At 66.5% G+C, this 24112-nt stretch carries 22 protein-coding genes, 4 pseudogenes and 1 other annotated feature; of the genes and pseudogenes, 20 read left to right on the top strand and 6 right to left on the bottom strand.

All coding sequences use genetic code 11. From position 1 onward, the window contains the following. Window positions 1–31 precede the first annotated feature (31 nt). Window positions 32–891, bottom strand: a pseudogene (locus ESD82_RS22375) (IS3 family transposase); the annotation flags it as partial. 323 nt (window positions 892–1214) lie between these two features. Here ESD82_RS22375 and ESD82_RS20760 point away from each other — a divergent pair. Next, window positions 1215–1568 carry a hypothetical protein gene (locus ESD82_RS20760; protein ID WP_147427488.1) on the top strand — a complete coding sequence of 118 codons (354 nt, stop codon included), beginning with the start codon at window positions 1215–1217 and terminating at the stop codon, window positions 1566–1568. Here ESD82_RS20760 and ESD82_RS20755 read toward each other — a convergent pair. Together ESD82_RS20755 and ESD82_RS20750 are read right to left on the bottom strand one after the other, a co-directional pair. Beyond that, window positions 1466–1770 (bottom strand): annotated as a pseudogene (locus ESD82_RS20755) (IS66 family transposase); the annotation flags it as partial. The gene ESD82_RS20760 and the pseudogene ESD82_RS20755 sit on opposite strands and share 103 nt — an antisense overlap. 18 nt (window positions 1771–1788) lie before the next feature. Continuing rightward, window positions 1789–3054, bottom strand: a pseudogene (locus ESD82_RS20750) (IS3 family transposase). Then, window positions 2657–2773: a sequence feature (AL1L pseudoknot), on the bottom strand. (Overlaps the previous pseudogene by 117 nt.) Window positions 3055–3388: 334 nt before the next feature. Between ESD82_RS20750 and ESD82_RS21940 the strand changes: the two are divergent. Then, window positions 3389–3526, top strand: a complete 138-nt coding sequence (locus tag ESD82_RS21940) for a hypothetical protein (RefSeq protein ID WP_155987201.1) — start codon at window positions 3389–3391, stop codon at window positions 3524–3526. A gap of 23 nt (window positions 3527–3549) precedes the next feature. Next, a complete protein-coding gene (locus tag ESD82_RS21935; protein WP_155987200.1) occupies window positions 3550–3762 on the top strand; it encodes a hypothetical protein in 213 nt (70 codons plus the stop codon). Window positions 3763–3799: 37 nt separating this feature from the next. Here ESD82_RS21935 and ESD82_RS20740 read toward each other — a convergent pair whose 3' ends face one another. Further along, window positions 3800–4705 carry a LysR family transcriptional regulator gene (locus tag ESD82_RS20740; RefSeq protein ID WP_024844225.1) on the bottom strand — a complete coding sequence of 302 codons (906 nt, stop codon included), beginning with the start codon at window positions 4703–4705 and terminating at the stop codon, window positions 3800–3802. A gap of 144 nt (window positions 4706–4849) precedes the next feature. On the opposite strand from ESD82_RS20740, the gene ESD82_RS20735 reads away from it, so the two are divergent. The 11 genes and pseudogenes from ESD82_RS20735 to ESD82_RS20685 all read left to right on the top strand — a co-directional run bounded on the left by ESD82_RS20735 (window position 4850) and on the right by ESD82_RS20685 (window position 14840). Then, window positions 4850–5884 (top strand): ABC transporter substrate-binding protein, encoded by a 1035-nt coding sequence (locus ESD82_RS20735; protein WP_147427489.1) that lies wholly within the window; start codon window positions 4850–4852, stop codon window positions 5882–5884. A gap of 5 nt (window positions 5885–5889) precedes the next feature. Next, on the top strand, window positions 5890–6705 hold the full coding sequence (locus ESD82_RS20730) for an ABC transporter ATP-binding protein (protein WP_244314561.1): 816 nt from the start codon (window positions 5890–5892) through the stop codon (window positions 6703–6705). Continuing rightward, the gene (locus ESD82_RS20725; RefSeq protein ID WP_147427490.1) at window positions 6705–7508 is read left to right on the top strand and encodes an ABC transporter permease; all 804 of its coding nucleotides are present in this window, start codon (window positions 6705–6707) and stop codon (window positions 7506–7508) included. The genes ESD82_RS20730 and ESD82_RS20725 overlap by 1 nt, the downstream gene beginning before the upstream one ends. 80 nt (window positions 7509–7588) lie before the next feature. Continuing rightward, window positions 7589–8953: an FAD-dependent oxidoreductase gene (locus ESD82_RS20720; RefSeq protein ID WP_024844221.1), complete on the top strand. Its 1365-nt coding sequence runs from the start codon at window positions 7589–7591 to the stop codon at window positions 8951–8953. Between the two features lie 14 nt (window positions 8954–8967). After that, window positions 8968–10137 (top strand): CaiB/BaiF CoA transferase family protein, encoded by a 1170-nt coding sequence (locus tag ESD82_RS20715; protein ID WP_024844220.1) that lies wholly within the window; start codon window positions 8968–8970, stop codon window positions 10135–10137. Then, window positions 10134–10910 carry an enoyl-CoA hydratase-related protein gene (locus tag ESD82_RS20710; RefSeq protein WP_024844219.1) on the top strand — a complete coding sequence of 259 codons (777 nt, stop codon included), beginning with the start codon at window positions 10134–10136 and terminating at the stop codon, window positions 10908–10910. Before ESD82_RS20715 ends, ESD82_RS20710 begins: the two co-directional genes overlap by 4 nt. 5 nt (window positions 10911–10915) lie before the next feature. Further along, complete coding sequence (locus ESD82_RS20705; RefSeq protein WP_024844218.1) at window positions 10916–11272, top strand: 4Fe-4S dicluster domain-containing protein; 357 nt, start codon at window positions 10916–10918, stop codon at window positions 11270–11272. Beyond that, window positions 11269–12135, top strand: coding sequence for a dihydrodipicolinate synthase family protein (locus ESD82_RS20700; RefSeq protein ID WP_147427491.1), 867 nt, complete (start codon window positions 11269–11271; stop codon window positions 12133–12135). Before ESD82_RS20705 ends, ESD82_RS20700 begins: the two co-directional genes overlap by 4 nt. Before the next feature lie 18 nt (window positions 12136–12153). Further along, the gene (locus ESD82_RS20695; RefSeq protein ID WP_024844216.1) at window positions 12154–13599 is read left to right on the top strand and encodes an aldehyde dehydrogenase family protein; all 1446 of its coding nucleotides are present in this window, start codon (window positions 12154–12156) and stop codon (window positions 13597–13599) included. 342 nt (window positions 13600–13941) lie between these two features. Further along, window positions 13942–14132: pseudogene (locus tag ESD82_RS20690) on the top strand (aldehyde dehydrogenase family protein); the annotation flags it as partial. Window positions 14133–14270: 138 nt separating this feature from the next. After that, window positions 14271–14840 carry a hypothetical protein gene (locus ESD82_RS20685; protein WP_024844215.1) on the top strand — a complete coding sequence of 190 codons (570 nt, stop codon included), beginning with the start codon at window positions 14271–14273 and terminating at the stop codon, window positions 14838–14840. An 82-nt stretch (window positions 14841–14922) separates the two neighbouring features. Here ESD82_RS20685 and ESD82_RS20680 read toward each other — a convergent pair whose 3' ends face one another. Beyond that, window positions 14923–16689 (bottom strand): adenylate/guanylate cyclase domain-containing protein, encoded by a 1767-nt coding sequence (locus ESD82_RS20680; protein ID WP_024844214.1) that lies wholly within the window; start codon window positions 16687–16689, stop codon window positions 14923–14925. Between the two features lie 129 nt (window positions 16690–16818). On the opposite strand from ESD82_RS20680, the gene ESD82_RS20675 reads away from it, so the two are divergent. The 4 genes from ESD82_RS20675 to ESD82_RS20660 all read left to right on the top strand — a co-directional run bounded on the left by ESD82_RS20675 (window position 16819) and on the right by ESD82_RS20660 (window position 20472). Beyond that, the gene (locus ESD82_RS20675; protein ID WP_024844213.1) at window positions 16819–17295 is read left to right on the top strand and encodes a GNAT family N-acetyltransferase; all 477 of its coding nucleotides are present in this window, start codon (window positions 16819–16821) and stop codon (window positions 17293–17295) included. 47 nt (window positions 17296–17342) lie between these two features. Beyond that, window positions 17343–18509: a YcaO-like family protein gene (locus ESD82_RS20670; RefSeq protein WP_024844212.1), complete on the top strand. Its 1167-nt coding sequence runs from the start codon at window positions 17343–17345 to the stop codon at window positions 18507–18509. Further along, window positions 18506–19855, top strand: coding sequence for a TfuA-like protein (locus tag ESD82_RS20665; RefSeq protein ID WP_231486692.1), 1350 nt, complete (start codon window positions 18506–18508; stop codon window positions 19853–19855). The genes ESD82_RS20670 and ESD82_RS20665 overlap by 4 nt, the downstream gene beginning before the upstream one ends. Before the next feature lie 71 nt (window positions 19856–19926). After that, window positions 19927–20472, top strand: a complete 546-nt coding sequence (locus tag ESD82_RS20660) for a hypothetical protein (RefSeq protein WP_024844211.1) — start codon at window positions 19927–19929, stop codon at window positions 20470–20472. A gap of 173 nt (window positions 20473–20645) precedes the next feature. On the opposite strand, the gene ESD82_RS20655 is transcribed toward ESD82_RS20660, so the two are convergent. After that, window positions 20646–21722 carry a hypothetical protein gene (locus ESD82_RS20655; protein WP_024844210.1) on the bottom strand — a complete coding sequence of 359 codons (1077 nt, stop codon included), beginning with the start codon at window positions 21720–21722 and terminating at the stop codon, window positions 20646–20648. A 122-nt stretch (window positions 21723–21844) separates the two neighbouring features. Here ESD82_RS20655 and ESD82_RS20650 point away from each other — a divergent pair, with 122 nt between their 5' ends. Further along, window positions 21845–22534, top strand: a complete 690-nt coding sequence (locus ESD82_RS20650) for a Crp/Fnr family transcriptional regulator (RefSeq protein WP_024844209.1) — start codon at window positions 21845–21847, stop codon at window positions 22532–22534. Window positions 22535–22728: 194 nt separating this feature from the next. Next, a complete protein-coding gene (locus ESD82_RS20645; RefSeq protein WP_024844208.1) occupies window positions 22729–23808 on the top strand; it encodes a PLP-dependent cysteine synthase family protein in 1080 nt (359 codons plus the stop codon). Window positions 23809–24112: the final 304 nt, after the last annotated feature.

The raw sequence follows: 24112 nt of genomic DNA, 5'->3' as shown, positions 1-24112 counted from the left end.
GAAGAATTGAATCATGGATGAGGACAGCGAAGCTGGTGAACTGGCTTCCCTGATCCGTGTTGAAGATGTCGGGCCTGCCGTGGTGGGCGATTGCCTCTTCGAGCGCGGCCACGCAGAAGTCGGCGTCCATCGTGTTCGACAGCCGCCAGGCAAGCACCTTGCGGCTGAACCAGTCCATGATGGCGACGAGGTAGAGGAAGCCGCGCCGCATCGGGATGTAGGTCACATCGGCACACCATACCTGATCTGGTCGCTCGATCGCCAGATTCCGTAGCAGGTAGGGATAGATGCGGTGCTGCGGATGCGGCTCGCTGGTCCTCGGTGCCTGGTAGATCGGCGACAGGCCGATCTTGCGCATCAGCCGCCGGACACGCTTGCGGCCGACGCACCAGCCCTGGCGGCGCAGGTGCCGCGCCATCTGACGCGAGCCATACCAGGGCGTTTCCATGAAGGCCCCGTCGATGACACGCATCAACTCAAGATTCTCCGGGCTCTCGCCAGCGGGCTGGCGGTAGAACGAGGCTCGCGAGATCGAGACCAGCTCGCACTGGCGACGGATCGAGAGCCGTTCGTGATCGGGATCAATCATCATTCTCCTCCGATCCAGGCTCAGCGATCGAAGGCTTTGGCCAAAAAATCGCGCTCGACGACGAGCTGGCCGATCTTGGCGTGCAGCTTCGTGACCTCGGCCTCCCGGCCGACCTGTGCGTCGGAAGCCTTGTCGTCGAACGCCTTGGCCAGGTTCTCGATGGCCTGCCGCTTCCACTGCGTGATCTGGTTGGGATGAAGCTGGTGTTTCGTGGCTAACTCCGAAATCGTCCGCTCGCCGCGGATCGCCTCAAGCGCGACCTTGGCCTTGAACTCGGCCGTAAACCGTCTGCGTGTCTTCATGCTGGATCGTCCTTTTCATCGGTCGATCCACCTTATGCCCCTGTCTCAGAAACCGGCACCACCTCATTCTAGCGAGTGTTGGTCTCGTTGGTTGCGCGCCCTGCAGCCAAAATAAACAAAGATATCAGACACTTAGAACCAGACGTAAATCGTCGGGGTTTGTGCGTTCCAGTTTACATCAACGCCACATCAACACGACACCAGAAAGACCGCACCAGCACGCATAATCACGCATTCGCAGGCAGCGGCAGGCAACTCGCAGTTGCGCGCGATTCCGGTTCCCGCCATCATTAACCCGTGGTTCTCTCGACGGTGGATTGAAGATGAAGGATTTTGGGCCGGGTTTCCCCGAATGGACCGAACTCGGCCAGGATGGCGGACTTGATCCCCTTGGAATGCAGCGCCCCATCGAAGCGATCTATCAATCCCTGCTGCCCGGCATCAGCACCATCACGCTGCGCTTCAGGTACTATTCGTTCTTCGTCTGGATGCTTGAAGTCTATGCAAGAGAGCAAGGAAACACCGATCCCGTTGCCTTCCGGGCGTTCCAGCGACGCTGTGAGACCCTCTTTGCCCTTATTGCTGCGCGGATGAGGGCTACGCCCTCCTCGGCAATCGGCGCGGGCCCGGTGCGGGTGATCTCGATCAGCTTGCGGCGGGCATGTGCCCAGCGATAGGCAAGCTGGATGCCGGGGCCGGCGCAATCAGGCGGTTGTATCCCGCATAACCGTCGACCTGCAGGATGCCGCCGAAGCCGTTCAATATCCGTTCGGCATGCTGTCCGCCCCGACCGGGGGCGTCAGTGAAGACCACGCCCGGTGGAGACGTGCCGCCCCAAGGCCGGTCATCGCGGGCCAGTGAACCGCGCCGGGTTTTCCGGAGGCTGATTTGGGTTAGTTACGCGGCCATGTCTTCAGTTTCCAGAGCGGCGTAGAAGTTGGCCTCTGCTTCCGAAGGCGGGATGTTCCCGATCGGTTCGAGCAGACGGCGGTTGTTGAACCAGTCGACCCATTCCAGCGTGGCATATTCGACAGCCTCGAAGCTGCGCCACGGGCCGCGACGGTGGATAACCTCAGCCTTGAAGAGGCCATTGATCGTCTCGGCCAAGGCGTTGTCATAGCTGTCGCCGACGCTGCCCACCGATGGTTCGATGCCAGCTTCCGCCAGCCGCTCACTGTAGCGAATGCTCAGGTACTGCGAACCGCGGTCGCTATGGTGGACCAGCCCCATGCCCTTGGACGGGCGCCGATCATGCACGGCCTGCTCCAAGGCATCGAACACGAAGCCTGCATGGGCGGGAGCGCTGACCCGCCAGCCGACGATCCGCCGGGCATAGGCATCGATGACGAACGCGACGTAAGCGAAGCCTTTCCAGGTGGCGACATAGGTGAAGTCGTCGTCCATTGGGCTCGGACCAATGGCGCCACAATGGACGACCCCAGAGCATGTTCGGCGCAGGCACGCGAAACTGGCGGTTGACCTTGTCCAGCGGGCATGGCGCCTTCTTGTCCGGGATCGTGGTCCGGTGCGGCTTGCCGCGAATAATCCCCTGAACGCCCATGCCCTTCATCAGCCTTGCCACCGTGCAACGGGCGATGTCGAAGCCTTCTCGGCCCAGCTGCCGCCAGACCTTGCGCACGCCGTAGACGCGCCAGTTCTCCTCGAACACGCGCAGGATCTCTGGCCGCAAGGCCTCGTCCCGGCGCGCCCGGTCGGACTGCCGCGTGGGATCGGCCCGCTTCGCCAGATGATCGTAATAGGTGGACGGGGCAATCGGCAGCACGCTGCAGATCGGCTCGACCCCGTGTGCATCCCGATGCGCGTCAATGAACGACACCATCACTTCGACCGGCGGTCGAGCTCCGCCATCGCAAAATACGCTGATGCCTTGCGCAGGATCTCGTTCGCCTGGCGCAGTTCCCGGTTCTCCCGCTCCAGCGCCTTCATCTTCTCGGCCATATCGGTCGGGATGCCCGCGCGCCTGCCGCTGTCGACCTCGGCCTTCTTGACCCAGTCATTCAGGGTCTGGGGGGTGCAGCCGATCTTCGCCGCGATCGACATGATCGCCTGCCAGCGCGACGGATGCTGAGCCTCGTTGTCGAGAACCAGCCGCACCGCACGTTCGCGCACTTCAGGGGAAAACTTGGTCGTCGTCTTGCTCATGATGCTCCATCCTACTCAGGAGTTGGAGCCTCCGGAAAACCCGGCGCGGTTCATTCTGTTAAGATTGCCACCCTTCCGAAACTGCCTTGTTGGACCTCTGACACCTGTTTTCATTCAAAATCAATGAGATACAAGATTTCATCCTAAAGGATTTCCCACCGCCTATCTCAAACTAATTCCCACGCACACAGCGGCGGCTATGATCCGGAAGCCTTGGCGCGGCTGGTCCCGGGGGCTGACGGCGTGATCCCGGTGCCAGTCAAGACGCGGGTCGAGCTTGCGGCGGGGGGCGCCGACATGCGCAAGGGCTTTGCGGCGCTCGCGGCGCAAGCCGATGGGGGTCTATCCGATCCTGGCACAGCGCTATGGACAGCAGCACGGCGCGGCCGTGGTGATGCTGGTGATGACGGTGCTGTCGTTCTTCTCCATCAGCCTCGTTCTCCACCTGGTTGTCGGAAATCCGGTCGCATAGCCTTTCCCATGCAATCGTGCCCTGTGCCACAGGATGTCCTCGGCCAGCTCGGCACCCTCATCGGCCATCGGCTCACCAATGCGATGGATCGCGAAACCATCGAGAAAGCCTGCGGCGAAATGGATCGCAGCGCCCCCGCCTTCATTCCAGCACCGAGTCCGGGCGAAGCAATCGTCGTGGCACCAGAACCGCCCGCACCAATGCCGGTGCAGATGATACCTCTGCCCCTGCACTGAGACCATCCCTCGGGCTCTGCCCGCGCCGCAACGCCTTTCAGGAGTCCAGGCGCATGCCTGCCATCTCTCTTGCCAGCGCGTTGCACATCAGATGCTTGGCCGGGTCGATGGGGCTTGAGGTGGATACGAAGATCCCCACCCGGATGTTGGCAAGCATCTCCTGGATCAGCGGCACGAAGCGGAGCCGGCCGTCTTCGATGTCGTCGTAAAAGCCGATCTTGGTATAAAGCCCGATACCATGGCCGCCCAGGATCATTTGCTTGGCGAGAAACAATGTGTTCGTGAAAATATGCGTCGACAGCGGTGTAACCAATGTCGTGATGGCCTGATCGATGATCGAGTTGCCGCCTCGGGCATCGATGGTGCGCACCAGCCGGTAGGCGGCAATATCGTCTATTGTCACGCTGGTCCTGCCTGCGAGCGGGTGATCAGGGCGAAGAATGACACCGAAGGGCGCGGATTTTTCGGATAGCAGCCTGACGCCGGGATGGTCCGAGAAGGTAAAGGCGATTCCGATCTCTGCCGCGCCGCCGGCCACGGCCTGCACCGCGTCCTCGGGCTGGGCGGTGGTGACGGAGATCGAGATGTCGGGATAGCTCTTTCCGAACTCGTTCATCGCCCGGGGCAGGCAGCCCATCGCAATCGAATCGATCGTGCAGATGTTGATATGCCCCGTGCGCAGATCGCGCATGTCGTCGATCAGGATCTTGGTGCGCTCGAAATCATGCAGCACCGTGCGGCAATGCTCCAGAAGGATCGCGCCCACGGCCGTCAGCTCCACGCCCTCCGGGGTGCGGTCGAAGATCGAGACGCCCAGCCGCTGCTCGACGTTGAGGATCTTGCGGTTTACCGAGGTGGACGAAACGTTGAGCAGCTGTGCCGCCTTGCGGATCGACCGCTGCCGGGCGACCTCGTCGAAATACTTCAGGAAGCTGGTATGCATGCTGCCTCGACACCAGGGGGGTGATGCGGTTTCTGCACCACTGTTGGTAAAACTTTCTCCTATCTGCACTGCATCCGCAACGCTAAAGTCAGTGCAACAAGGTCGAAACAAGGGCCGCCCCACCACCAACAGAGAGATGGAAAGATGCGACACAGAACAAAGCTCGACCGGCGCAGTCTGTTGCAGGGCATGACGGCCCTTGGGGCCGCCTTTGTCGGAACCCGGATCGGTATCGAACGGGCCTGGGCCGCTGATATCCATACGATCAAGCTGCAGCTTGGGTGGCTGGCGGGGAACGGCATCCTGGGGGAACTGGCCGCCGATGAGAACGGCTATTTCGCCGAGGAAGGGCTGGCGCTGGACGTCGTTGCCGGGGGTCCGAACGTGGATGGCGTCGCCTCGGTTGCGTCGGGGCGGGCCGAGATCGGCTCGATCAGCTCCAGCCCGTCGCTGATGCTGGCGCGCTCGCAAGGGCTGCCGGTCAAGTGCATCGCCGCAGGGTATCAGCAGCATCCCTTTACCTATTTCTCGCTCGAGAAGAACCCGGTGCGCGAGCCGAAGGATCTGATCGGCAAGACCGTCGCCACCAACGGCACTGCGCGGATCCTGTTGCAGGCGCTGCTGGCCGCCAACGGCATCCCCGAGGACCAGGTGGAGGTGCTGGTGATGGGCGCGGACATGTCGCCGCTGCTGACCGGCCAGGCCGATGTGGTGACCGGCTGGAAAACCAATGTCAGCGCCCTGTCGGTGCTGGGGCCGGAACGGGTCGACATGACGCTGTGGGATGCGGGCATCAGGCTTTACGCCAATCCCTATTACGTCACCGACAGGTCGCTGAACGAAAACCCCGAGCAGGTCCGCGGAATGTTGCGCGCGATCGCACGCGGCTGGGGCTGGGTGCATGACAATCCCGAGGCCGCCGTCGATATCCTCGTGTCGCGTTATCCCAACCTTGACCGGGATGCCGAACTCGCGGCGGTGGGTTCGGTCGTCGAATACAGCTTCAACGAGGCGACGCGCGAACACGGCTGGGGCACGATGACGCGCGAAAACTGGCAGGCGCAGATCGACATCTACGACCGCCTCGGCCAGTTCGAAGGCGCGGCGCCTGCGGTCGACGACGTCATGACCCTTTCGGTGCTGGATGAAATCGCCGCAATGCGGCCGGTATACGGTTGAACGACATGATGGAACCCATGGAAACCCTGGTGGGGCAGCCGGTCGCTGCGGCACGGGTGAACGCCCCGGCGGCCAGGCTGGACGCGGCAACGGTCCGCTTCGGAACCTATACCGCGATCGACAAGCTTGACCTGGAGCTCGAGGCCGGCGCGTTCTACACCATCCTTGGCCCGTCGGGATGCGGCAAGTCCACGCTGCTGCGGCTGGTCTCGGACCTGATCCCCGCCGCGGGGGGCGATGTCTCGATCTTCGGCAAGACGACCGAAGAGGCGCGGCTGGCGCGGGAATTTGCCTTTGTCTTTCAGGATGCCGCCCTGCTGCCGTGGCGGACGGCCCTGAAGAATGTCGAGCTGCCGCTGGAGATCGGGCGCAAGCGCGGGGTCGCAATCCCCACCGGGCCCCGCAACCCGCGCGAATTGCTGGAGCTGGTCGGCCTGAAGGGCCGCGAAAACGCCCTTCCGCATGAGCTTTCGGGCGGGATGCGCCAGCGGGTCGCCATTGCGCGCGCGCTGCTGTGCCAGCCCAAGCTGCTGCTGATGGACGAGCCCTTCGGCGCGCTGGACGAGATGACCCGCGACCGGCTGAACCTTCAGCTGCTGGACATCTGGCGGGAGACGGGAACGACGATCCTGTTCGTGACACACTCCATTTCCGAGGCGGTCTTCCTGGGGCAGAAAGTGATCATGCTGCGCGCCAATCCCGGACGCCTGCGCGAAATCGTCGATATCGACCTGCCCGAGCCGCGGCAGATGAAGCTGCGCGATACGCCCGAATTCAACCGCTATTGCAGCTATCTGCGCGAACTTCTGGAGACCTGCTGATGGCCGTCATCGAAAACCTTGGCATCGCCGATCCCCATGCCCTTGCCCGCAGCGCGGCGCGCAGGGAAAGGCTGGTCTCGACCATCGTGCCCATCGGGACAGCCGTCGCGCTGGTCGGGCTGTGGCAACTGGGGGTCAGGGCCTTTGGCGTCCCGACCTATATCGCCCCTGCGCCGTCGGATGTCGCCGTCACCCTTGTCGAGAAGTACCCCCTGCTGATGCAGAACTTCTGGCCCACCTTCTTCGAAAGCGTGGCGGGCTTCGTGGTGGGCAATCTTGCCGCCATCCTGATCGCGGTGGCCTTCGTCCATTCCCGCAATGTCGAGCGGGCGTTCTTCCCCATCGCCGTCTTCGTCAACACCATCCCGATCCTGGCCATCGCGCCGATCCTCGTGCTGATCTTCGGGCCGGGCATGACGGCAAAGGTGGTGATCGCCGCGCTGATCTGCTTCTTCCCGACGCTGGTCAACATGGTGCGCGGCCTGCAGTCGGTCAGCCCGCAGACGCTGGAACTGGCGCGGATCCTGTCGGCGTCGAAGGCCGAGGTGTTCTGGAAGATGCGCTTGCCGTCGTCGCTGCCGTTCCTGTTCTCGGCGCTGAAGATCTCGGCCACCACCTCGGTCATCGGTGCCATCGTGGGCGAATGGGTCGGTGCGGATCTGGGCCTGGGTGCGCTGATCATCGACGCGACCTTCAATTTCAACTCGCCGCTGCTTTACGCCACGGTGCTCATGTCCTCGGGGCTGTCGGTGCTGATGTTCGCCCTGGTCACGCTGGCCGAACGCCGGATCGTGCGCTGGTAAGCTAAGACCATTCGAAACAACCGGAAAATCGACGCCGCGGTCCTGACCCGCCCCGGCGTGACAGGAGGAGCTTGTCCAAAATGACCGATCGCATCAGGGATTTTCTCACCACCAGGGCCGAGCAGGTGCCGGTCGTCAGCAACACCGATGTGGTGGTGATCGGGGCGGGACCGGCGGGCCTTTCCGCCGCAGTGTCGGCCGCCCGCAACGGGGCGCGGGTGACGCTGGTGGAACGCTATCACCACCTGGGCGGCATGGCGTCGGGCGGCATGGTCCTTGTGCTGGACGACATGGTGAACGACGGGACCGAGATCGTCACCACCGGCATCGTCAGCGAATTCGTGGACCGGATGCAGCGCCAGGACGGTGCCGTCTTCCCGCCGCCCGAAGATTGCCTGACCAACTGGGAAATGTGGCGGAAATGGGCGCGCTGGGGCTGCATCGACTTTCACAAGCAGGGCATGCCGCAGCCGATCATCCACGCGGTCGCCTTCGACCCCGATGCCTGGAAGCGCGTCAGCCTGGATCTGGTCGCCGAGGCGGGGATCGAGCTGCGCACCCATAGCTGGTTTTCCGAAGCCATCGTCGAGAACAACCGCGTCACCGGCGTGATCGTGCAGACCAAGCTGGGCCGGCAGGCGATCCGGGCGCGGATGGTGGTGGATGCCTCGGGCGATCTGGACGTGGCGGCCTCGGCGGGCGCGTCCTTCGCGACCGGGCAGTTCATCGTCACGACCGTCTTCCGCCTCATGGACGTGGATACCGCCAGGGCGGAAGCGTTCGAATACGAGAACCCCGAAGCCTTCAAGGCGCTGGATCGCCAGGCAAGGCGCGTCATCGGCGGGGCCTGGGGGATGTGGTGGCTGAAGACGCCGCTGCCCGGCGTGGTCTGGTGCAACTGCCCGCATATGCCGGGCTATGACGGCCTGTCGCCCGAACACATGGTCGAGGCCGAATATGAAGGCCGCCGCCGGATGATGGCGCTGCTGGACTTCGCCCGCGCCAACCTGCCGGGCTTCGAGAACGCCAAGATGCTGGGCGCGGCGGAACAGATGGGCATCCGGCAGACGCGGCTGTTGCAGGGCGAATACATCGTCACCAAGGACGACGTGAAGAAGCGGCGCCATTTCGCGGACTCGGTCTGCCGGGGCAGGGACTACTATACCCCCTATCGGGCGCTGCTGCCCCGGGGGATCGACAACCTGATCGTCGCCGGACGGCACTATTCCGTCGAAAGCGAGGCGCAGAAGCAATCGCGCGAAATCCCCCCCTGCATGGCCCAGGGCGAGGCTGCCGGCGTGGCCGTGGCCAAGGCGCTTCAGGCGAACTGCGCGCTGCGCGACGTCGATGTCAGGACCATCCAGAAACAGATGCGGGCGCAGGGCGCCGATCCGGGCGACATGCCCTCGGCCAATGCTCTGATCGAACCAATCGCCGCCGCCTGAGAAAGGGAACCACCATGACGAAACAGCACCTCCCGCTAGAGGGCATCCGCGTCCTCGACTTTACCCAGGTGATGATGGGCCCCTGCGCCACCCAGATGCTGGCCGATTTCGGCGCGGACGTGATCAAGGTCGAACGCCCCGGCGAGGGCGACCTGTCGCGCAACTTCTTCGGAGAGCCGAGCGAGGAGGCGATGAACAACGCCGTCTTCGCCTCGCTTAACCGCAACAAGCGGTCGGTGGAGATCGACACCAAGTCCGAGGCCGGCCGCCGGATGATCTATGACCTGGTCGCCCAGTCGGACGTGGTCGTGGACAATTTCCGCGCCGGGGTGATGCGGCGCCTGGGTTTCGACTATGACACGCTGTCGAAGATCAACCCCGCCATCATCTGCGCCTCGGGTACCGGCTTCGGAGAGGTCGGCCCCTATGCCCACAAGGGTGGCCAGGACGTGCTGGCCCAGGCGATGACCGGGGTCATGGAAAAGACCCAGGATCCGGCGGTGCCGAAGTCGATCTATCCGACCACGCTTTGCGACTACACGGCCGGGATGCATCTTGTGCAGGGGATCCTTGCGGCGCTGCTGGCGCGGGCCAAGACCGGGCGCGGGCAGAAGGTCGGCGTCTCGCTTTATGACTCGATGATCGCCATGCAGATGCAAGAGGCCGCGCAATGGTCGAAGCACCGCGAGGTGCTGAACTGGGCCGCGATGCCCCTGACCGGCGTGTTCGACACGACCGACGGGGCGGTGGTGGTGGTCGGCGCCTTCAAGCCGCATCCGCTGCGCGACATATGCGCGGCCCTGGAGATCGAGGATCTGTCGGCCGATTATCCGAACCTTGCGTCGCAGCGGGCCAACAAGCCCTATCTGCAGGGCCGCTTCCGCGATGCCTTTGCGACCAACACGACCGCCCACTGGATCAAGCGGCTTGAGGATCAGGACCTGCTCTGCGCCCCCGTCCGTTCCCTGGGCGAGGCGCTGGATGACGCGCAGACCGCGGTCAATGGCATGTTGCTGGACCTGGACCACCCGATCCTGGGAAAGATCACCCTGGTCGGGTCGCCCGTTCATCTCAGCGAGGCCCCTCTGGTGATCCGCCATGCGCCGCCGCGGCTGGGGGAGCATACCGACGAGGTCATCCGCGAATTCAACCTGAACGCCGTCGCGCGGAAGGAGGCGGTATGACCGTCCGCTTCGAAGTCGTCGATCACGTCGCGCGCGTCACCATCGACCGTCCCGACCGGATGAATGCCGTCGATGCTGCGACCGATGCCAGGCTTGACCGCATCTGGTCGGAAATCGAGACGCGCAGCGATATCCGCTGCGTGGTCCTGACCGGGGCGGGGGACCGGGCCTTCAGCGCGGGCGCGGACATGAAGGCCGCGAACGGGCTCAGCGGGCTGGAATACTGGGGCGCCGCCAATCCGAACGGCTTCGGCGGCATCGCCCTGCGGCAAAGCCTGACCGTGCCCGTCATCGCCCGGGTCAACGGCCTTGCCCTTGGCGGCGGGTTCGAGATGGTGCTGGGCGCCGATATCGTCATCGCCTCGACCGAGGCCCGGTTCGGGCTGCCAGAGGCGCGGGTCGGCCGCCTGCCCCTGGACGGCGGCATGGTCGCCCTGCAACGCCTGATCCCCCGCAACATCGCCGCCGGGCTGATGATGACGGGCCGGATGCTGTCCGCGCAAGAGGCCGCGCGGTTCGGGCTGGTCAACGCGGTCGTGCCGCCCGACGGGCTGGATGCCGAGGTCGATGCCTGGGTCGCGGACATCCTGTCCTGCGCGCCCCTGTCGGTGGCCGCGATCAAGGACACGATCCGTTCGACGGCCCATCTGAATCCGCAGGAAGCGCGCGACCTGCGCCGCCCGGCCCTGATCGCCGCCCTGAAATCCGAGGATTCGGTCGAAGGCGTCGCCGCATTCCGCGAAAAGCGTGCGCCCGTCTGGCGCGGCCGGTAAATGCCATGGCGCTTGTCATCCAGGGCCGCTGCATCGACGTCAAGGACGGGATCTGCACCACCTCCTGTCCCGTCGACTGCATCTACGAGGGCGAGCGGATGTTCTACATCCACCCGACCGAATGCATCGAATGCGGCATGTGCGAAAGCATCTGCCCCGTCGATGCGATCCGATACGAGGACGAGCTGGACCCCGAAAACGCCATCTTCGCACGCATCAACCGCGAGGTCTTCATCAACGAGGCCGGCGAGATGGAAGAACCCGGCGGCTGGTCCCGTGCCATGGCGCCCCGGCCGGACCATCCGGATCTGCCGGCTGCTCCCCGTCTCGTCATGCAGGCAACCCGAAGGAGAATAGGATGAAAGGGATCGTCGCTGCGGTGCCGACACCGATCGATGCACAGGGCCGCTTCCTGGGGGCCGCCTTTGTGGAACATGCGCGCTGGGCCCTGGCCAACGGCTGCGACGGATTGAACGTCCTGGGATCGACCGGCGAGGCGAATTCCCTCGACACCGGGACGCGCCGCATGGTCATGACCCAGGCCGCCGAGGCGCTGGACCTTTGCCGCCTGATGGTCGGGACCGGCACGCCGTCGATTGACGAAACCATCGGTCTGACCTGCCATGCCGATGACCTGGGCTATCCTGTGGCCCTGGTTCTGCCACCCTATTACTATACGCCCCCGTCCGAGGAGGGGCTGATCGCCTGGTACCTGGCGCTTCATGCGGCGCTGGGCGACCGGCCGATCCGGGTCTGGTTCTACAATTTTCCGCAGATGACCGGCTTCGTGATCCCCGAGGCGGTGATCGCGCATCTGCACGCCGCGGCGCCGCAGCGTTTCGATGGCATCAAGGACAGTTCCGGCGACCTTTCCTATTGCCGCGGCCTGGTTTCCCGGCTCCCCGGCCTGAAGGTCTTTCCCAGTTCGGAAACCACGCTGGCCGAGGGACCAAGGGACGGCTTCGCAGGCTGCATCTCGGCCACGGCGAACCACACCGCCCCGATTTGCGCGCGCGTCTGGCGGGGAGAGGTTGGCCTGGCGCCCCAGCTTGCCGAGTTGCGAGCGGCCATATCGGCCTGCCCGCTGATCCCCGCGGTCAAGTATCTGGTGGCCTGCCGCACCGCCAACCCCGAATGGCAGAACGTGCTGCCGCCCTTCACGACCCTTGGCGCGTCCGCCATCGCATCGCTGGATCGGCGGGCGTCCGAGCGCGTCGCAGCCTGAACCCAGCAGGAGAAGATCATGAAAGACGGAAACGAAATCCAGGGCAACCTGATCGGCGGCGAATGGCTGCCGGACGGCGACTGCCGCCCCAATGTGAACCCTTCCGATACCCGCGACATCATCGGGTTCTTTGCCTGTGCGGACCGCACCGCGGTCGATCAGGCCGTCCACGCTGCCCGGTCGGCCTTTCCGGCTTGGGCGGCGGCCGGTCCGCAGGTCCGGCACGACCTGCTTGATGCCGTCGGCACCGAATTGCTGGCGCGCAAGGAAGAGATCGGGCGCCTTCTTGCACGGGAAGAAGGCAAGACCCTGCCCGAGGCGATGGGCGAGACCATCCGCGCGGGGCAGGTCTTCAAGTTCTTTGCCGGAGAGGCGCTGCGCGTCGCCGGCGATGCCCAGCAGTCGGTCCGCCCCGGCATCGACGTCGCCGTCACCAGGGAACCCGTGGGCGTCATCGCCCTGATCACGCCCTGGAACTTTCCGATCGCCATCCCGGCCTGGAAGATCGCGCCCGCGCTTGCCTATGGCAATTGCGTGGTTCTGAAGCCCGCCGAACTGACGCCCGGCTGCGCCCATGTGATCGCGCAGCTTCTGCACAAGCATGGCTGCCCGGCCGGCGTCTTCAACCTGGTGATGGGGCCGGGCTCGGTCTTGGGCGATGCCCTGGTGTCGCATCCGGGCATCGACGCGGTGTCCTTTACCGGTTCGGCGGCGACCGGCTCGCGCATCGCTGCGACATGCGGCACCCTGCGCCGGAAGGTGCAGCTCGAGATGGGCGGCAAGAACCCGATGGTGGTGATGGACGACGCGGATCTGCAGAACGCGGTGCAGGCCTGCCTGAATGGCGCCTTCTTCTCGACCGGGCAGCGCTGCACGGCGTCTTCGCGGCTGATCGTGCAGAAAGGCATCCACGATGCCTTTGTCGAGAGGCTTGGCCGTGAAATGCGCGCCCTGCGCGTCGGGGATGCCTTGCAGCCGGATACCCAGATCGGGCCGGTGGTCGATCAGCGCCAGCTTGATTCCAACCTTGCCTATGTCGAGCTGGCCCGAAGCGAAGCTGCCGAGGTGCTTGGCGGCGAGCGGCTTGAGCTGGACAAGCCCGGTTTCTACCAGGCCCCGGCCCTGTTCCTGAACACGACGAACGACGCCCGCATCAACCGCGAGGAAATCTTCGGGCCCTGCGCCTCGGTCATCCGGGTCGAGGATTTCGACGAGGCCCTGGCCATTGCCAATGACACGGAATTCGGCCTTTCGGCCGGGATCTGCACGGGCAGCCTGAAGCACGCCTCGGAGTTTCGCCGCAGGGTCGAGGCGGGGATGGTCATGGTGAACCTGCCGACCGCGGGCGTCGACTATCACGTGCCGTTCGGAGGGCGCAAGGGTTCGTCCTTCGGCCCGCGGGAACAGGGTCGCTATGCTGCCGAGTTCTACACGGTGGTAAAGACGGCTTATCAGCTGGCCTAGCACGCCCTTGGCAGATCTTTAGCTGAGAGAAGCCTGCGGCATTGGGTTGGGGTCGGTTGGGCATGCAGCCAGGCTTCGACCGTGGCAGGCTTCCCGATCCGGCGACAGATGGATCACCCGCTGTCGCTCCAGGTCCTGGCTCAGCGTGCCGAACGCCGTCCCCAGCGCCAAGCCCGGTCGCCGATACCGATGATCCGCGCTTCGGCCCTGTCGCGGCCGTCGCCATGCCCAAGATGTCGCGGGGCCACAACCGCGGATGGACGGCTTGAACAGCACCGCCGGGCGATGGCCCGGCCGGCCCGTCCGCGCGGCCGCATGGCGATGGAAACCAGGGGCAGCAAGGGGCGTGTCGTCGGGCCCAAGGTCGCCGAACGCTTTGGCCGTTCGATCCTGGAACTGGGCGGCAACAATGCCGGCATCGTCTGCCCTCGGCCGATCTGGACATGGCATTGTGCGCCATCGCCTTCGGCGCGACGGGCACGGCCGGCCAGCGCTGCACGACGATGCGCCGCCTGCTCGTCCACGAAGCCTTGAATGCAGGCATGTCCCTATCCTTTCAATGCAGCGATCTCTTTGGGCAGGTTACGATAAATCTCCGCTGCGGGGCTGGAAAAACGCGATCACGGCTTTCAGGATGGATTTCGGCGGTCGAAGGATGAAGGAGCCCGGTGATGGATGCTTACGGCCATCTTCGCATTCTCGTCAGCATGATCCTGGGGCTGGGGATCACCCGCGTCCTGTCGGGACTGTCGCGGCGCATCCAGTCGCCGGCCCGGACCGAGGGCATGCTGGCCCAGACGATCTGGGCGGTCGTCATCCTGCTGGGCGCCGTGCATTTCTGGTGGTGGGAATTCGGGCTGCGCCGCATCAGCGACTGGCATTTCGGCGCCTATGTCTTCGTTCTCTGCTATGCCTCGCTGCATTTCGTGATGGCGACGCTGATCTTTCCCGACGCGCTGCCCGACCATGCCGAAAGCGAGAGCTTCTTCATGCGCCGCCGCCGCTGGTTCTTCGGCGTCTTTGCGCTGACATTCGGTTTCGACCTGTTCGACACGCTGATGAAGGGCAGCGATTATCTTCATGCGTTGGGGCCCGAGTATTTCCTGAGGCTGGCCCTGGGCCTGTGCGTGGCCTTCGCGGCGCTTCGCGCCCGGACCCTGCAACGCGTCGCGCTGATCGGCGCGGTCTGGCTGGCCTATGACATCAGCTGGATCGTCCGCAGATATGACAGCCTGGGATGAGCCGATGGATGACCTTGCCAACTCCGGGATCGCTGCAGCTTCTTAGGGGCGCGTGCGCGCAAGGGCCGGCGGCGACCGGCCGTCAGGTCAGGCCCGCCTTGCGCAGCCCCTCGACGTAAAGCTCCAGATCCTCGGGATGCTTCAGCGGCGGCACCTTGCGCCAATGCGCGATGGTGAAATTCGGATGCACCTGCATCACCGCGCGGGCATGGTGGCGGGCCTCGTCCATCTGGCCCAGCAGCGCATGGCTGGCCGCCAGCAGCCGGTGCGCCTCGGACTGGTCGCGCATCTTGGAAAGCGTCTCGATGGTCCTGGCGTAATCGCCATGGTGGAAATGGGCGTCGCCCAGGAACCACAGATAGGCGTCCGGGTAATAGGGATTCAGCCGCATCGCCCGCTCCAGAAGCTGCACCGCCCGGTCGCCCTGCCGGACATAGGCAAGACAGTCGCCGGTATAGGCCAGCAGGTCGGCGTCGTTGGGGTTCAGTTCCAGCGCATGTTCATAGGCGGCCAGCGCCTCGTCGTGCTGCTTCTTGTAGAGATGGGCCAGGCCCATTTCCGAAAAGCCGCGCGAATCCAGATTGTCGCATTGCACCGCCCGCTTGGCCAGGACCAGCGCCTGGTTCAGCGCCGCGTCCGGGTCGTTGGTCCAGTTGTAGCGCCATTCGACGTTGAAGGTGCGCGACATCGCCGCATAGCTGCGGCCATAGCTGGGGTCGAGGTCGCGGGCCTCCTCGAACAGGCGGCGGGCGTGCAGGTTGGCATCGGGCAGGAAGCGCAGCCCCATGTCCTGGCCGCGCAGCACCAGCCCATAGGCGTAAAGCGCCGGATGCGCCTGTTCGGCCAGCCGTCGCCGTTCGGCGGTGTCGAGCTGGATCGCCACCCGCGCCGCGGTCATCGCGGTCACGTCGTCCTGGAAATCGAAGATGTCCTGCATGACGCCGTCATAGCGTTCGGACCAGATGACGTTCTCGGATTCCGCCTCGGCCAGATCGACGGTGATGCGCAGCCGGTTGCCGGCCCGGCGGAACCCGCCGGTCAGCAGGTAGCGCACGCCCAGCCGGCGGCCGATCTCGCGCAGTGAGGTGGTCTGCGCCGCGACCAGGACCGAGGAATGCCGCGCGATTACCATCAGCTGCCGGAACCGGCTCAGGTTGGTGATCAGATCGGCGACGATGCCCTGGCACAAATGCTGGTCGCGGGGATCAGCCGAGAGATTTTCCATCGGCAGGATCGCCAGCGAGGCGTCGGGCTGGCTGGGATCGGTGCGGCGCAGCATGTCGCGCGGCAGGGGGGACGCGGGCGCGGCTGCGGCGGCCGAGGGCATCGCGGCATAGATCTCGACCGGGGCCGAGATGTTCTTGAGCCGTCGTCGCCCCAGCGAGCGCAGCGCCAGTTGCGCATTGTCGCGCACGATCCGGTAGACCGTCTCGGTGACGCAGATGCCGCCGGGCTCGGCAAAGCTCTGGATCCGCGCGGCCAGGTTGACGCTGTGGCCGTAGACCCCGTCCTGCCCCTCGAAGGTCTCGCCCAGCGAGATGCCGACGCGCCAGGCGATCGGTTCGCGCGTCTCGGCCCAGGCGGATTCGCAGGACAGTTCGCGCTGCATCTCGATGGCGAAATGCAGCGCCTTGTGGACGTCCTGAAACACGGCGACCAACCCGTCCCCGGCGGTGTTGACCACGGTGCCGCCGTAATCCCCGACCAAGTTGCGGATCAGCGCAAGCGAGCGCGTCAGCCGCAGGATCGTTCCCGCCTCGTCCTGCTCGATCAGGCGGGTATAGCCGTGGATGTCGGCATAAAGCACCGCCTGAAGCCGGGGGCCGGTCAAACCGGGCTGTTCGGTCATGGCTCGTCCAAGGCTCCTTTCGATGGCACCGAGAAAGGCGCAGCCGCCCGGCCTGTCAAGCCCGGATCGCGGCGGCGGGCCGCGTCACGGGGCCCGTGACAGCCGCCGGCACGGGCCTATAATACCCGCATGACATATGACAGGCATCATATCCCGCAATTCGGCCTGCGTCCGGCGCGACCCGAGGAATATCCCTTTGCCGAGGCGATCTATATCGACGCGATGCGGCCCCTGATGCTGCAACTGGACGCCTGGGACGAGCCGATGCGCCGGGCGGCGATCCGGCGCTCGTTCAAGGCGGCGGATTCCTGCATCATCACGCTGGAGGGCAGGGACATCGGCTGGATGCAGGTCACGCAGCGGGATGCCGACTACAACCTGGCCCAGCTGCAGCTGCTGCCGGAATATTGCGGCCGGGGCATCGGCTCGCGGATCCTGCGCGACCTGCTGCATCGGGCCGCGTGCGAGGGCAGGACCGTCTCGCTGTCGGTGGTGCGGACCAACCGGGCCATCGGCCTTTACCTGCGGCTGGGCTTTCGCATGATCGACCCCGATGCCACGCCGATCCTGGACATGGTCTGGGCGCCCGAAGGATTGCGGCGCTGACGCGCGAGGCCGGGATCAAGGGCTATCGCAGCGGTTGCCACCGCGGCGTGGCACCGGCCGAAACCGTGGCGCGGGTCCGGCCGCTGATGGCACGGATGGGCATCACCCGCATTGCCGATGTCACCGGGCTGGACCGGATCGGCGTGCCGGTGGTGATGGTCTGCCGGCCGAACGCCCGCTCGCTGGCGGTGTCGCAGGGCAAGGGGCTGGACCTGGCTGCCGCCACCGCCTCGGGCCTGATGGAGGCGGCCGAGCTTTACCACGCCGAGCATGTCGAGGCGCCGCTGAAGCTGGGCAGCCTGAACGAGCTGGCCCATTCTCACGCCATGATCGACATGGACCGGCTGGCCAGGGTCTCGGACCGGTTCCACCGCGACCTGCCGATGCTGTGGATCGAGGGGCGGGATCTCGTCTCGGGCCGGGCGTGCTGGCTGCCCTTCGAATGCGTGCGGGCGAACTATACCCTGCCGCCGCCCCCCGGCAGCGGGTGCTTTCCCTGCAGCAGCAACGGCCTTGCTTCGGGCAATACCATGATCGAGGCGACCTGCCATGCCATCTGCGAACTGGTCGAGCGCGACGCCGCGACCCTGTGGCACCTGCTGGCGCCCGAACGCCGCGCCGCGACCGGGCTGGATCTCGGCAGCGTCGACGATCCCGCCTGCCGTGCGGTGCTGGACCGGATGCAGGGGGCCGGTTTCGACGTGCATGTCTGGCAGCTGGCCAGCGACCTGGCGGTGCCGGCCTTCTTCTGCCTGCTCTCGGACCGGCGCGAGCCGGGATCGCATCACGGCATCGGTGCCGGGGCGCATCCCGCGCGCGCCATCGCGCTGCTGCGCGCCCTGACCGAGGCGGCGCAGGTGCGCTGCACCTATATCTCGGGCGCGCGGGACGATCTGCGCCCGGAGGACTACAGCCCGCAGGAACTGTCCCGCAAGGCGCGGCGGGCCGCCGGGATGCGCGCCAGCCACCGGCCCGAGACGGATTTCGCGGCGGTGAAAGAGTTCGTCTCGATGGATTTCGCCGAAGACCTGGACTGGCTGCTGTCCCGCCTGCGGGCGGTCGGCATCGACGAGGCGGTGGCCGTGGACCTGCGCAAGCCGGGCCTGGACCTGCCGGTCGTCCGCCTGGTGATTCCGGGGCTGGAGGCGCCCCATGACCACCCCGGCTGGCGGCCCGGCCCCCGCGCCCGCGCCGCCGGGCAGGCCGCGACATGAGCGTGGTGGTCTTTTCCGGCCCCTCGCTGCGCGCGCGCGACCGCGCCGCCTTTCCGCAGATCCGCTTCCTGCCGCCCGCGCAGCAGGGCGATCTTTATCGCGCCGCGCGGCAGCGGCCCCTGGCGATCGGCCTGATCGACGGCAGTTTCGACGGCGTGCCCGCGGTCTGGCACAAGGAGGTGCTCTGGGCGATCTCGCAGCGCATCGCCGTCTTCGGTGCCGCCAGCATGGGCGCCCTGCGCGCCGCCGAGCTTGCGCCTTTCGGAATGCGGGGCGTCGGGCGCATCTTCCGGGATTTCCGCGACGGCCGGCTGACGGATGACGACGAGGTGGCGCTGCTGCATGGACCGGCAGAGACCGGCCATGCCGCGCTGAGCGAGCCGATGGTCAATATCCGTGCCACCGTCGCCGCCGCGCTGGCGGCGGGCATCGTCGACGATGCGGGTGCTGCGCATCTGCTGGCCACCGCCAAGGCGCAGTTCTACAAAGAGCGCGACTGGCCCGGCGTCCTGGCGGCCGCGGCGCAGGTGCCCCCCGCCATGCGCGACCGCCTTGCGGCATGGCTGCCCGGCGGCCGCATCGACCAGAAGCGTGCGGATGCGCTGGAACTGCTGCACGAAATCCAGGCCCATGCCGCGCGCGGCGAACCGCCCCCGGAGCCGGATTTCGCCTTTGAATGGACCGAGGCCTGGGCCAATGCGCCCTGGCTTGCGGCGCATGAGCAGGACACCGGGGCGGCGGATGCGCTGCTGCTCGATGCGCTGCGCCTGCGGGGCGAGCCCTATCTGGACCTGCGCCGCGCCGCCCTGCTGCAACACCTCGCCGCCGAGACCGCCGGGCGCGAGCGATGCGGGCCGGACCCGCAGCGCATCGCCCAGGCCGCGCTGGAGTTTCGCCTGCCGCGCGGCTTGCTGCGCGGGCAGGACATCGACCGCTGGGCGGCGGAAAACGGGCTGGACCGTGCGGGATTCGACCGGCTGATGGCCCGGCTGGCGACGCTCGAGGCGATGGCGCAGGACCGCGACGCGGCGCTGGGGCCGGCGATCCTGGACCAGCTTCGGCTGGACGGCGGCTATGCCGCCTTGCGCGAGCGCATCCTTGCCTGCGCGGATTCCGAGCCGCCGCCGCCGCCGCCGCTGCTGGTGGCCTGGTATTTCCGCACCCGTCTTGGCCGCGACCTGCCCGAGGATCTGGAGCATTACGCCCGCAGCCTCGGCTTTCGCGATATGGGGCATTTCCAAGCCGCGCTGGCGCGGGACCATGCGCTGTGGCTGAAAGACGGGCAGCCGCCGCCCGATGCGGGCGCGAGCGACAAACCCATCGACAGCGGCCGCCCGGCACCGTAGTCTGAAGGTCCGGGCCCGCAGGCCTAGCCCTGCGCGGCGGTGGAAAATTCCCTTTCCCGGCGGAGGTTGCGATGCCCGAGACCTTGCTGAGCCCCTCGAACCTGCTGCTTTTCGGTCGCGTGGTCGAGGATTTGCAGATCCGCCCGCCCTCGGCGCATGGCAAGCACGACGATCCCCGGCATGGGCCGTTCCCACGCGCCCGCGGCGGCACGCCCGGCCTGCTCGAGCGGCAGTTGCAGGCCGAAGATGCGAATTTTGCCCGCATCTACGGCTTTGCCTTCGAGGGGCTGTATCACGTCATGCCGCGCCCGGCGCTGTTTCTGGTGCACGGACCGGGGCTGGATGCAGGGAAGGTCATGTCGCAGCTGCGCTCGCCGCAGGCCGCCCCGGCCGAGGCGATGGGCGAGGGGACGGGTGAGGGGGCGCGCGGCCTTCCCCAGCCCGACGACCTGATGGTCTGGTCCTATGACAAGGCCGATTACTCGATCCGCCTGGACGTGCGCTCGGGCATGTTCGAGCAGTTGCTGTTGGATCCGCGCGGTGGCCCGGAACGCGGCATGAGCGTGCACGGGATGAGCGTGCGGGGCATGAGCGCAGGCAGCGACGGCAAGGATTAGCCCCGCCCCCGGCTGGCCCCCGCCCATCGCCCCCGCGCGGTTCCGCGGCGGCTGGACAATCCGAAGGAATGCGGGTCAGGATCGGCATGATCCTGACCCTTCTTTCAGAGATACGTTAGAACGAGAAAATGGTTAAATGCTCTGAAATTTCCACGGAAGCTGGGCCGGACCCGTCAGGCCCTGACCATTGCCTGGCCGTGCAGGCCGGCACGGCCCTCGATCCGGGCCACGGAACAAGCGGCCGGGGTATCGGGAACCAGGGCCGGCGGGTCGGCAAGCACCTTTGCCGCCGCGTGCCACAGCGGCGCCTCGGCGGCGATCAGTTGCCGCGCGGCCGCGATGCCCCGCGGGCGCTGCGCGGATCGGGCCAGGGCCCGGTAGTCGGTGACAAGCCCGCCCAGCAGCCGGCACAGATCCTGCATCGCCTGTTCCAGCCGCTGGGTCACGCGGGACTGGGTGGCGGTCTGGGTCGCAATGGACAGGGCCATGGCGATCTGTGGCGCGGCCTCGCGCAGCGGCCGGTATTCCTGGGACAGCCCGGCCAGCAGCCCGACCAGCTGCGGCAGGCGGCCGGCCATCGGGCCAAGCTGCCGGGCGATCTCGTCACGCGACAGCAGGGTCGCCGCCGCCTGGTTTTCCAGCCGGACCAGGATTTGCGCCAGGTCGTGGCGTTGCGCCAGCGCGATGCCGTCGCCCCGTTCCAGGAACGCCTCGATCGCCGCGGCAAGCTCGAACGCGGCGGGCTCGATCCGGGCGCAGGCGCAGATCATCGGGCCATCGGCGCCTTCGAGCCGCTGCAGCTCGACCGCCAGCGCGCCCCAGAGCCGCTGCTCGCTCAGCCGGATCATCCCGGCGCTGTTGTGCGGCGAACGGGCGCGGCCGCGCAATGACCCGCGCGCCTGCTCCAGATTGGCGGCGATGCCGTTCAACTGCGGCACGAGATCGGCCGCCGACGTTTCGGCCAGCGCGGCGGCCCGTTCGGCGGCCTCCTCGACCTGAATCATCATCGACTGGACGCGCGGCAGCAACTGTTCGAGGCAATAATGCGACATCGCGCGCAGGCTGGCCTGACCATCGACAGCCGCATGGGCCATGATCCCGGCCCGGTTGGCGACGATCTGCGGCGGATCGCCCTGAAAACGGGCGCGCACCTGCACATGCAGGGCAGCCATGGTCAGTTGACGCAGCAGGCCGGCGGCCGCGGCCAGCGGTTCCTTGGCAATACATGGTGCGGAATGTCTGTTCGACATGAAACACGCCCTTTGGTTGCTGGAGTTGACCCGGATCCTGCCACAGCCGTCGCCGCGGTTCTGTGCGCGGGCGCACAAAGCCGGCCCCGCGCAGGCAAACGATTGAATGGTATGGGGAAAGGATGAAGAAGATTCTGGATTTGGCCGAGTTGCCGTGGTTCGCCGGGCTGCCGGGCGAGGTTCTGGCCGGAATCGAGGCCGGCTCGCGCCGCCGCCATGTCGCCCGCGGCCAGCTGATCCTTGAACGGGGCGATCCCGGCAGCTCCGTGCTTTTTGTCCTGTCGGGAAGCGTCCTGGCCGTGCAATGGACGCCGAGCGGGCGCGAGATCGTCTATAGCGAGATCGCCTCCGGCAGCGCCTTCGGCGAGCTGTCGGTGCTGTCGGGGACGCCGCGTTCGCTGTCGCTTTACGCGCGCACGGCCTGCGTCCTGCTGGAGATGCCCGGCCCGCTGCTGATCGGGCTGGTGGATACGCAGCCGCTCGTCCGGCAGGCGGTGCTGCGCGGGCTGGTCCGGCGGATCCACGACCTGACCGAACGGGTACACGAGCTGACCTCGCTGGATGTCGAGGAACGGCTGCGCGCCTATCTGCTCCGCGTCTCGCTGGAGCATGGCGGGCTTGAGCCGGGGTGCCGCGTGCCCGATCCGCCGACCCATGCCGAGATGGCGAACATGATCGGCGCCAACCGCGAGGCGGTCAGCCGCGTGCTGGCCAAGCTCAGCCGCGCGGGCATCATCGAATCGGGGCGGAAATACCTGCGCATCCTGCGGCCCGATGCCCTGATCCTGGACGAGACGGGCAAGGGCGGCTGATCCGCGGCCGCGGCATGCGCCAACTCGGCCCTGCTGCCGCTCGAATTTCTGGTCATCCGGCTTGAAGTCGCCGAAGATGCCGATCATGCGCCAGCCCACCGCGGGGATCCTGCACGAGTTCTTCATGGTTCGACCAGGCATCGCGATCGCCGGCGGACCATCACCGCTTCATCTGCAACCAAGGGAATTGGACCATGACGACGCAAGGCACAAGGACGACCGCCGGTCGCGGGCGGCTCTATGACAGCATCCTGGACACGGTGGGCGACACGCCGGTGATCCGCGTCAACAACCTGGCGCCCCAAGGGGTGGATCTCTACGTCAAGGCGGAGTTCTTCAACCCCGCCGCCTCGGTCAAGGACCGGCTGGCGCTGAACATCATCGAGGCGGCGGAACGCTCGGGCGCCTTGCAGCCGGGGCAGACGGTGGTCGAGGCGACCAGCGGCAACACCGGCATCGGGCTGGCCATGGTCTGCGCGCAAAAGGGCTATCCGCTGGTCGTCACCATGGCCGACAGCTTTTCGGTCGAGCGGCGGCGGCTGATGCGGCTGCTGGGGGCCAAGGTGGTGCTGACGCCCCGCGCCGATAAGGGCACGGGAATGTACAACAAGGCCGTGGAACTGGCGCGGGAACACGGCTGGTTCCTGGCCCGCCAGTTCGAGACCGCGGCCAATGCCGACATCCACGAGGCGACCACGGCGCGCGAGATCCTGGGCGATTTCGCCGGGCGCAGGCTCGACTGCGTGGTGACGGGCTATGGCACGGGCGGCACCGTGACCGGCCTTGCCCGCGTCCTGCGCAAGGAGCGGCCCGAGACCAGGATCGTGCTGGCCGAGCCGGCCAATGCCGCCCTGGTCTCCAGCGGCATCGCGCAGGAGCGGGGTGCGGCGGACGCGCCGGCGGTCAGCCATCCGGCCTTCGAGCCGCATCCGATCCAGGGTTGGACCCCGGATTTCATCCCCTTCGTGTTGCAGGAGGCGCTGGACAAGGGCGGCTATGACGAGCTGGTCACGGTGCCCGGCGCGGAGGGTATCGCCTGGGCGAAAAAGCTGGCCGCGCGCGAGGGGATCCTGACCGGCATCTCGGGCGGCGCGACCTTTGCCGCCGCCATGGGCATCGCCGAAAAGGCCGCGCCCGGTACGGTGATCCTTGCCATGCTGCCCGATACCGGCGAGCGCTATCTCTCCACACCGCTGTTCCAGGATATCCCCGAGGACATGGACGAGGAGGAACGCGCGCTTTCCGAATCCACCCCCGGCTACCGGATGGGCTGAGCGCCATGGCCGCGCCGCGCCGGATGCCGGAACCCGAGGATAGGGCGCGCGTTTGGGCTGAGCGGGGCGCTGGCCGATTTGCTGGCGGCTGCGGATGGCCCCGACCGGCGCGGCTGCGGGTGATCGGATGGCTGAAGGAGGCCGCGGGTTTTCCCGCCTCCGCCAGAGGCATGCAGACCGCAACCGGGCGACCGGGATCGGCCTGCGGCAGCAGGGCTGGCCGCCCTGCCGCGCCCCTTGCGCCTCCGGCGAGGACCGATGCCGGGCTGCGGCCGCGGTGTGGTCAGGCTGGACGCGACCGCAA

The sequence above is a fragment of the Paracoccus pantotrophus genome (genome assembly GCF_008824185.1).
Lineage (GTDB): Bacteria > Pseudomonadota > Alphaproteobacteria > Rhodobacterales > Rhodobacteraceae > Paracoccus > Paracoccus pantotrophus.
Note: the sequence above shows the minus strand (reverse complement) of the source record. Positions and strands in the feature narration are given on the sequence as shown.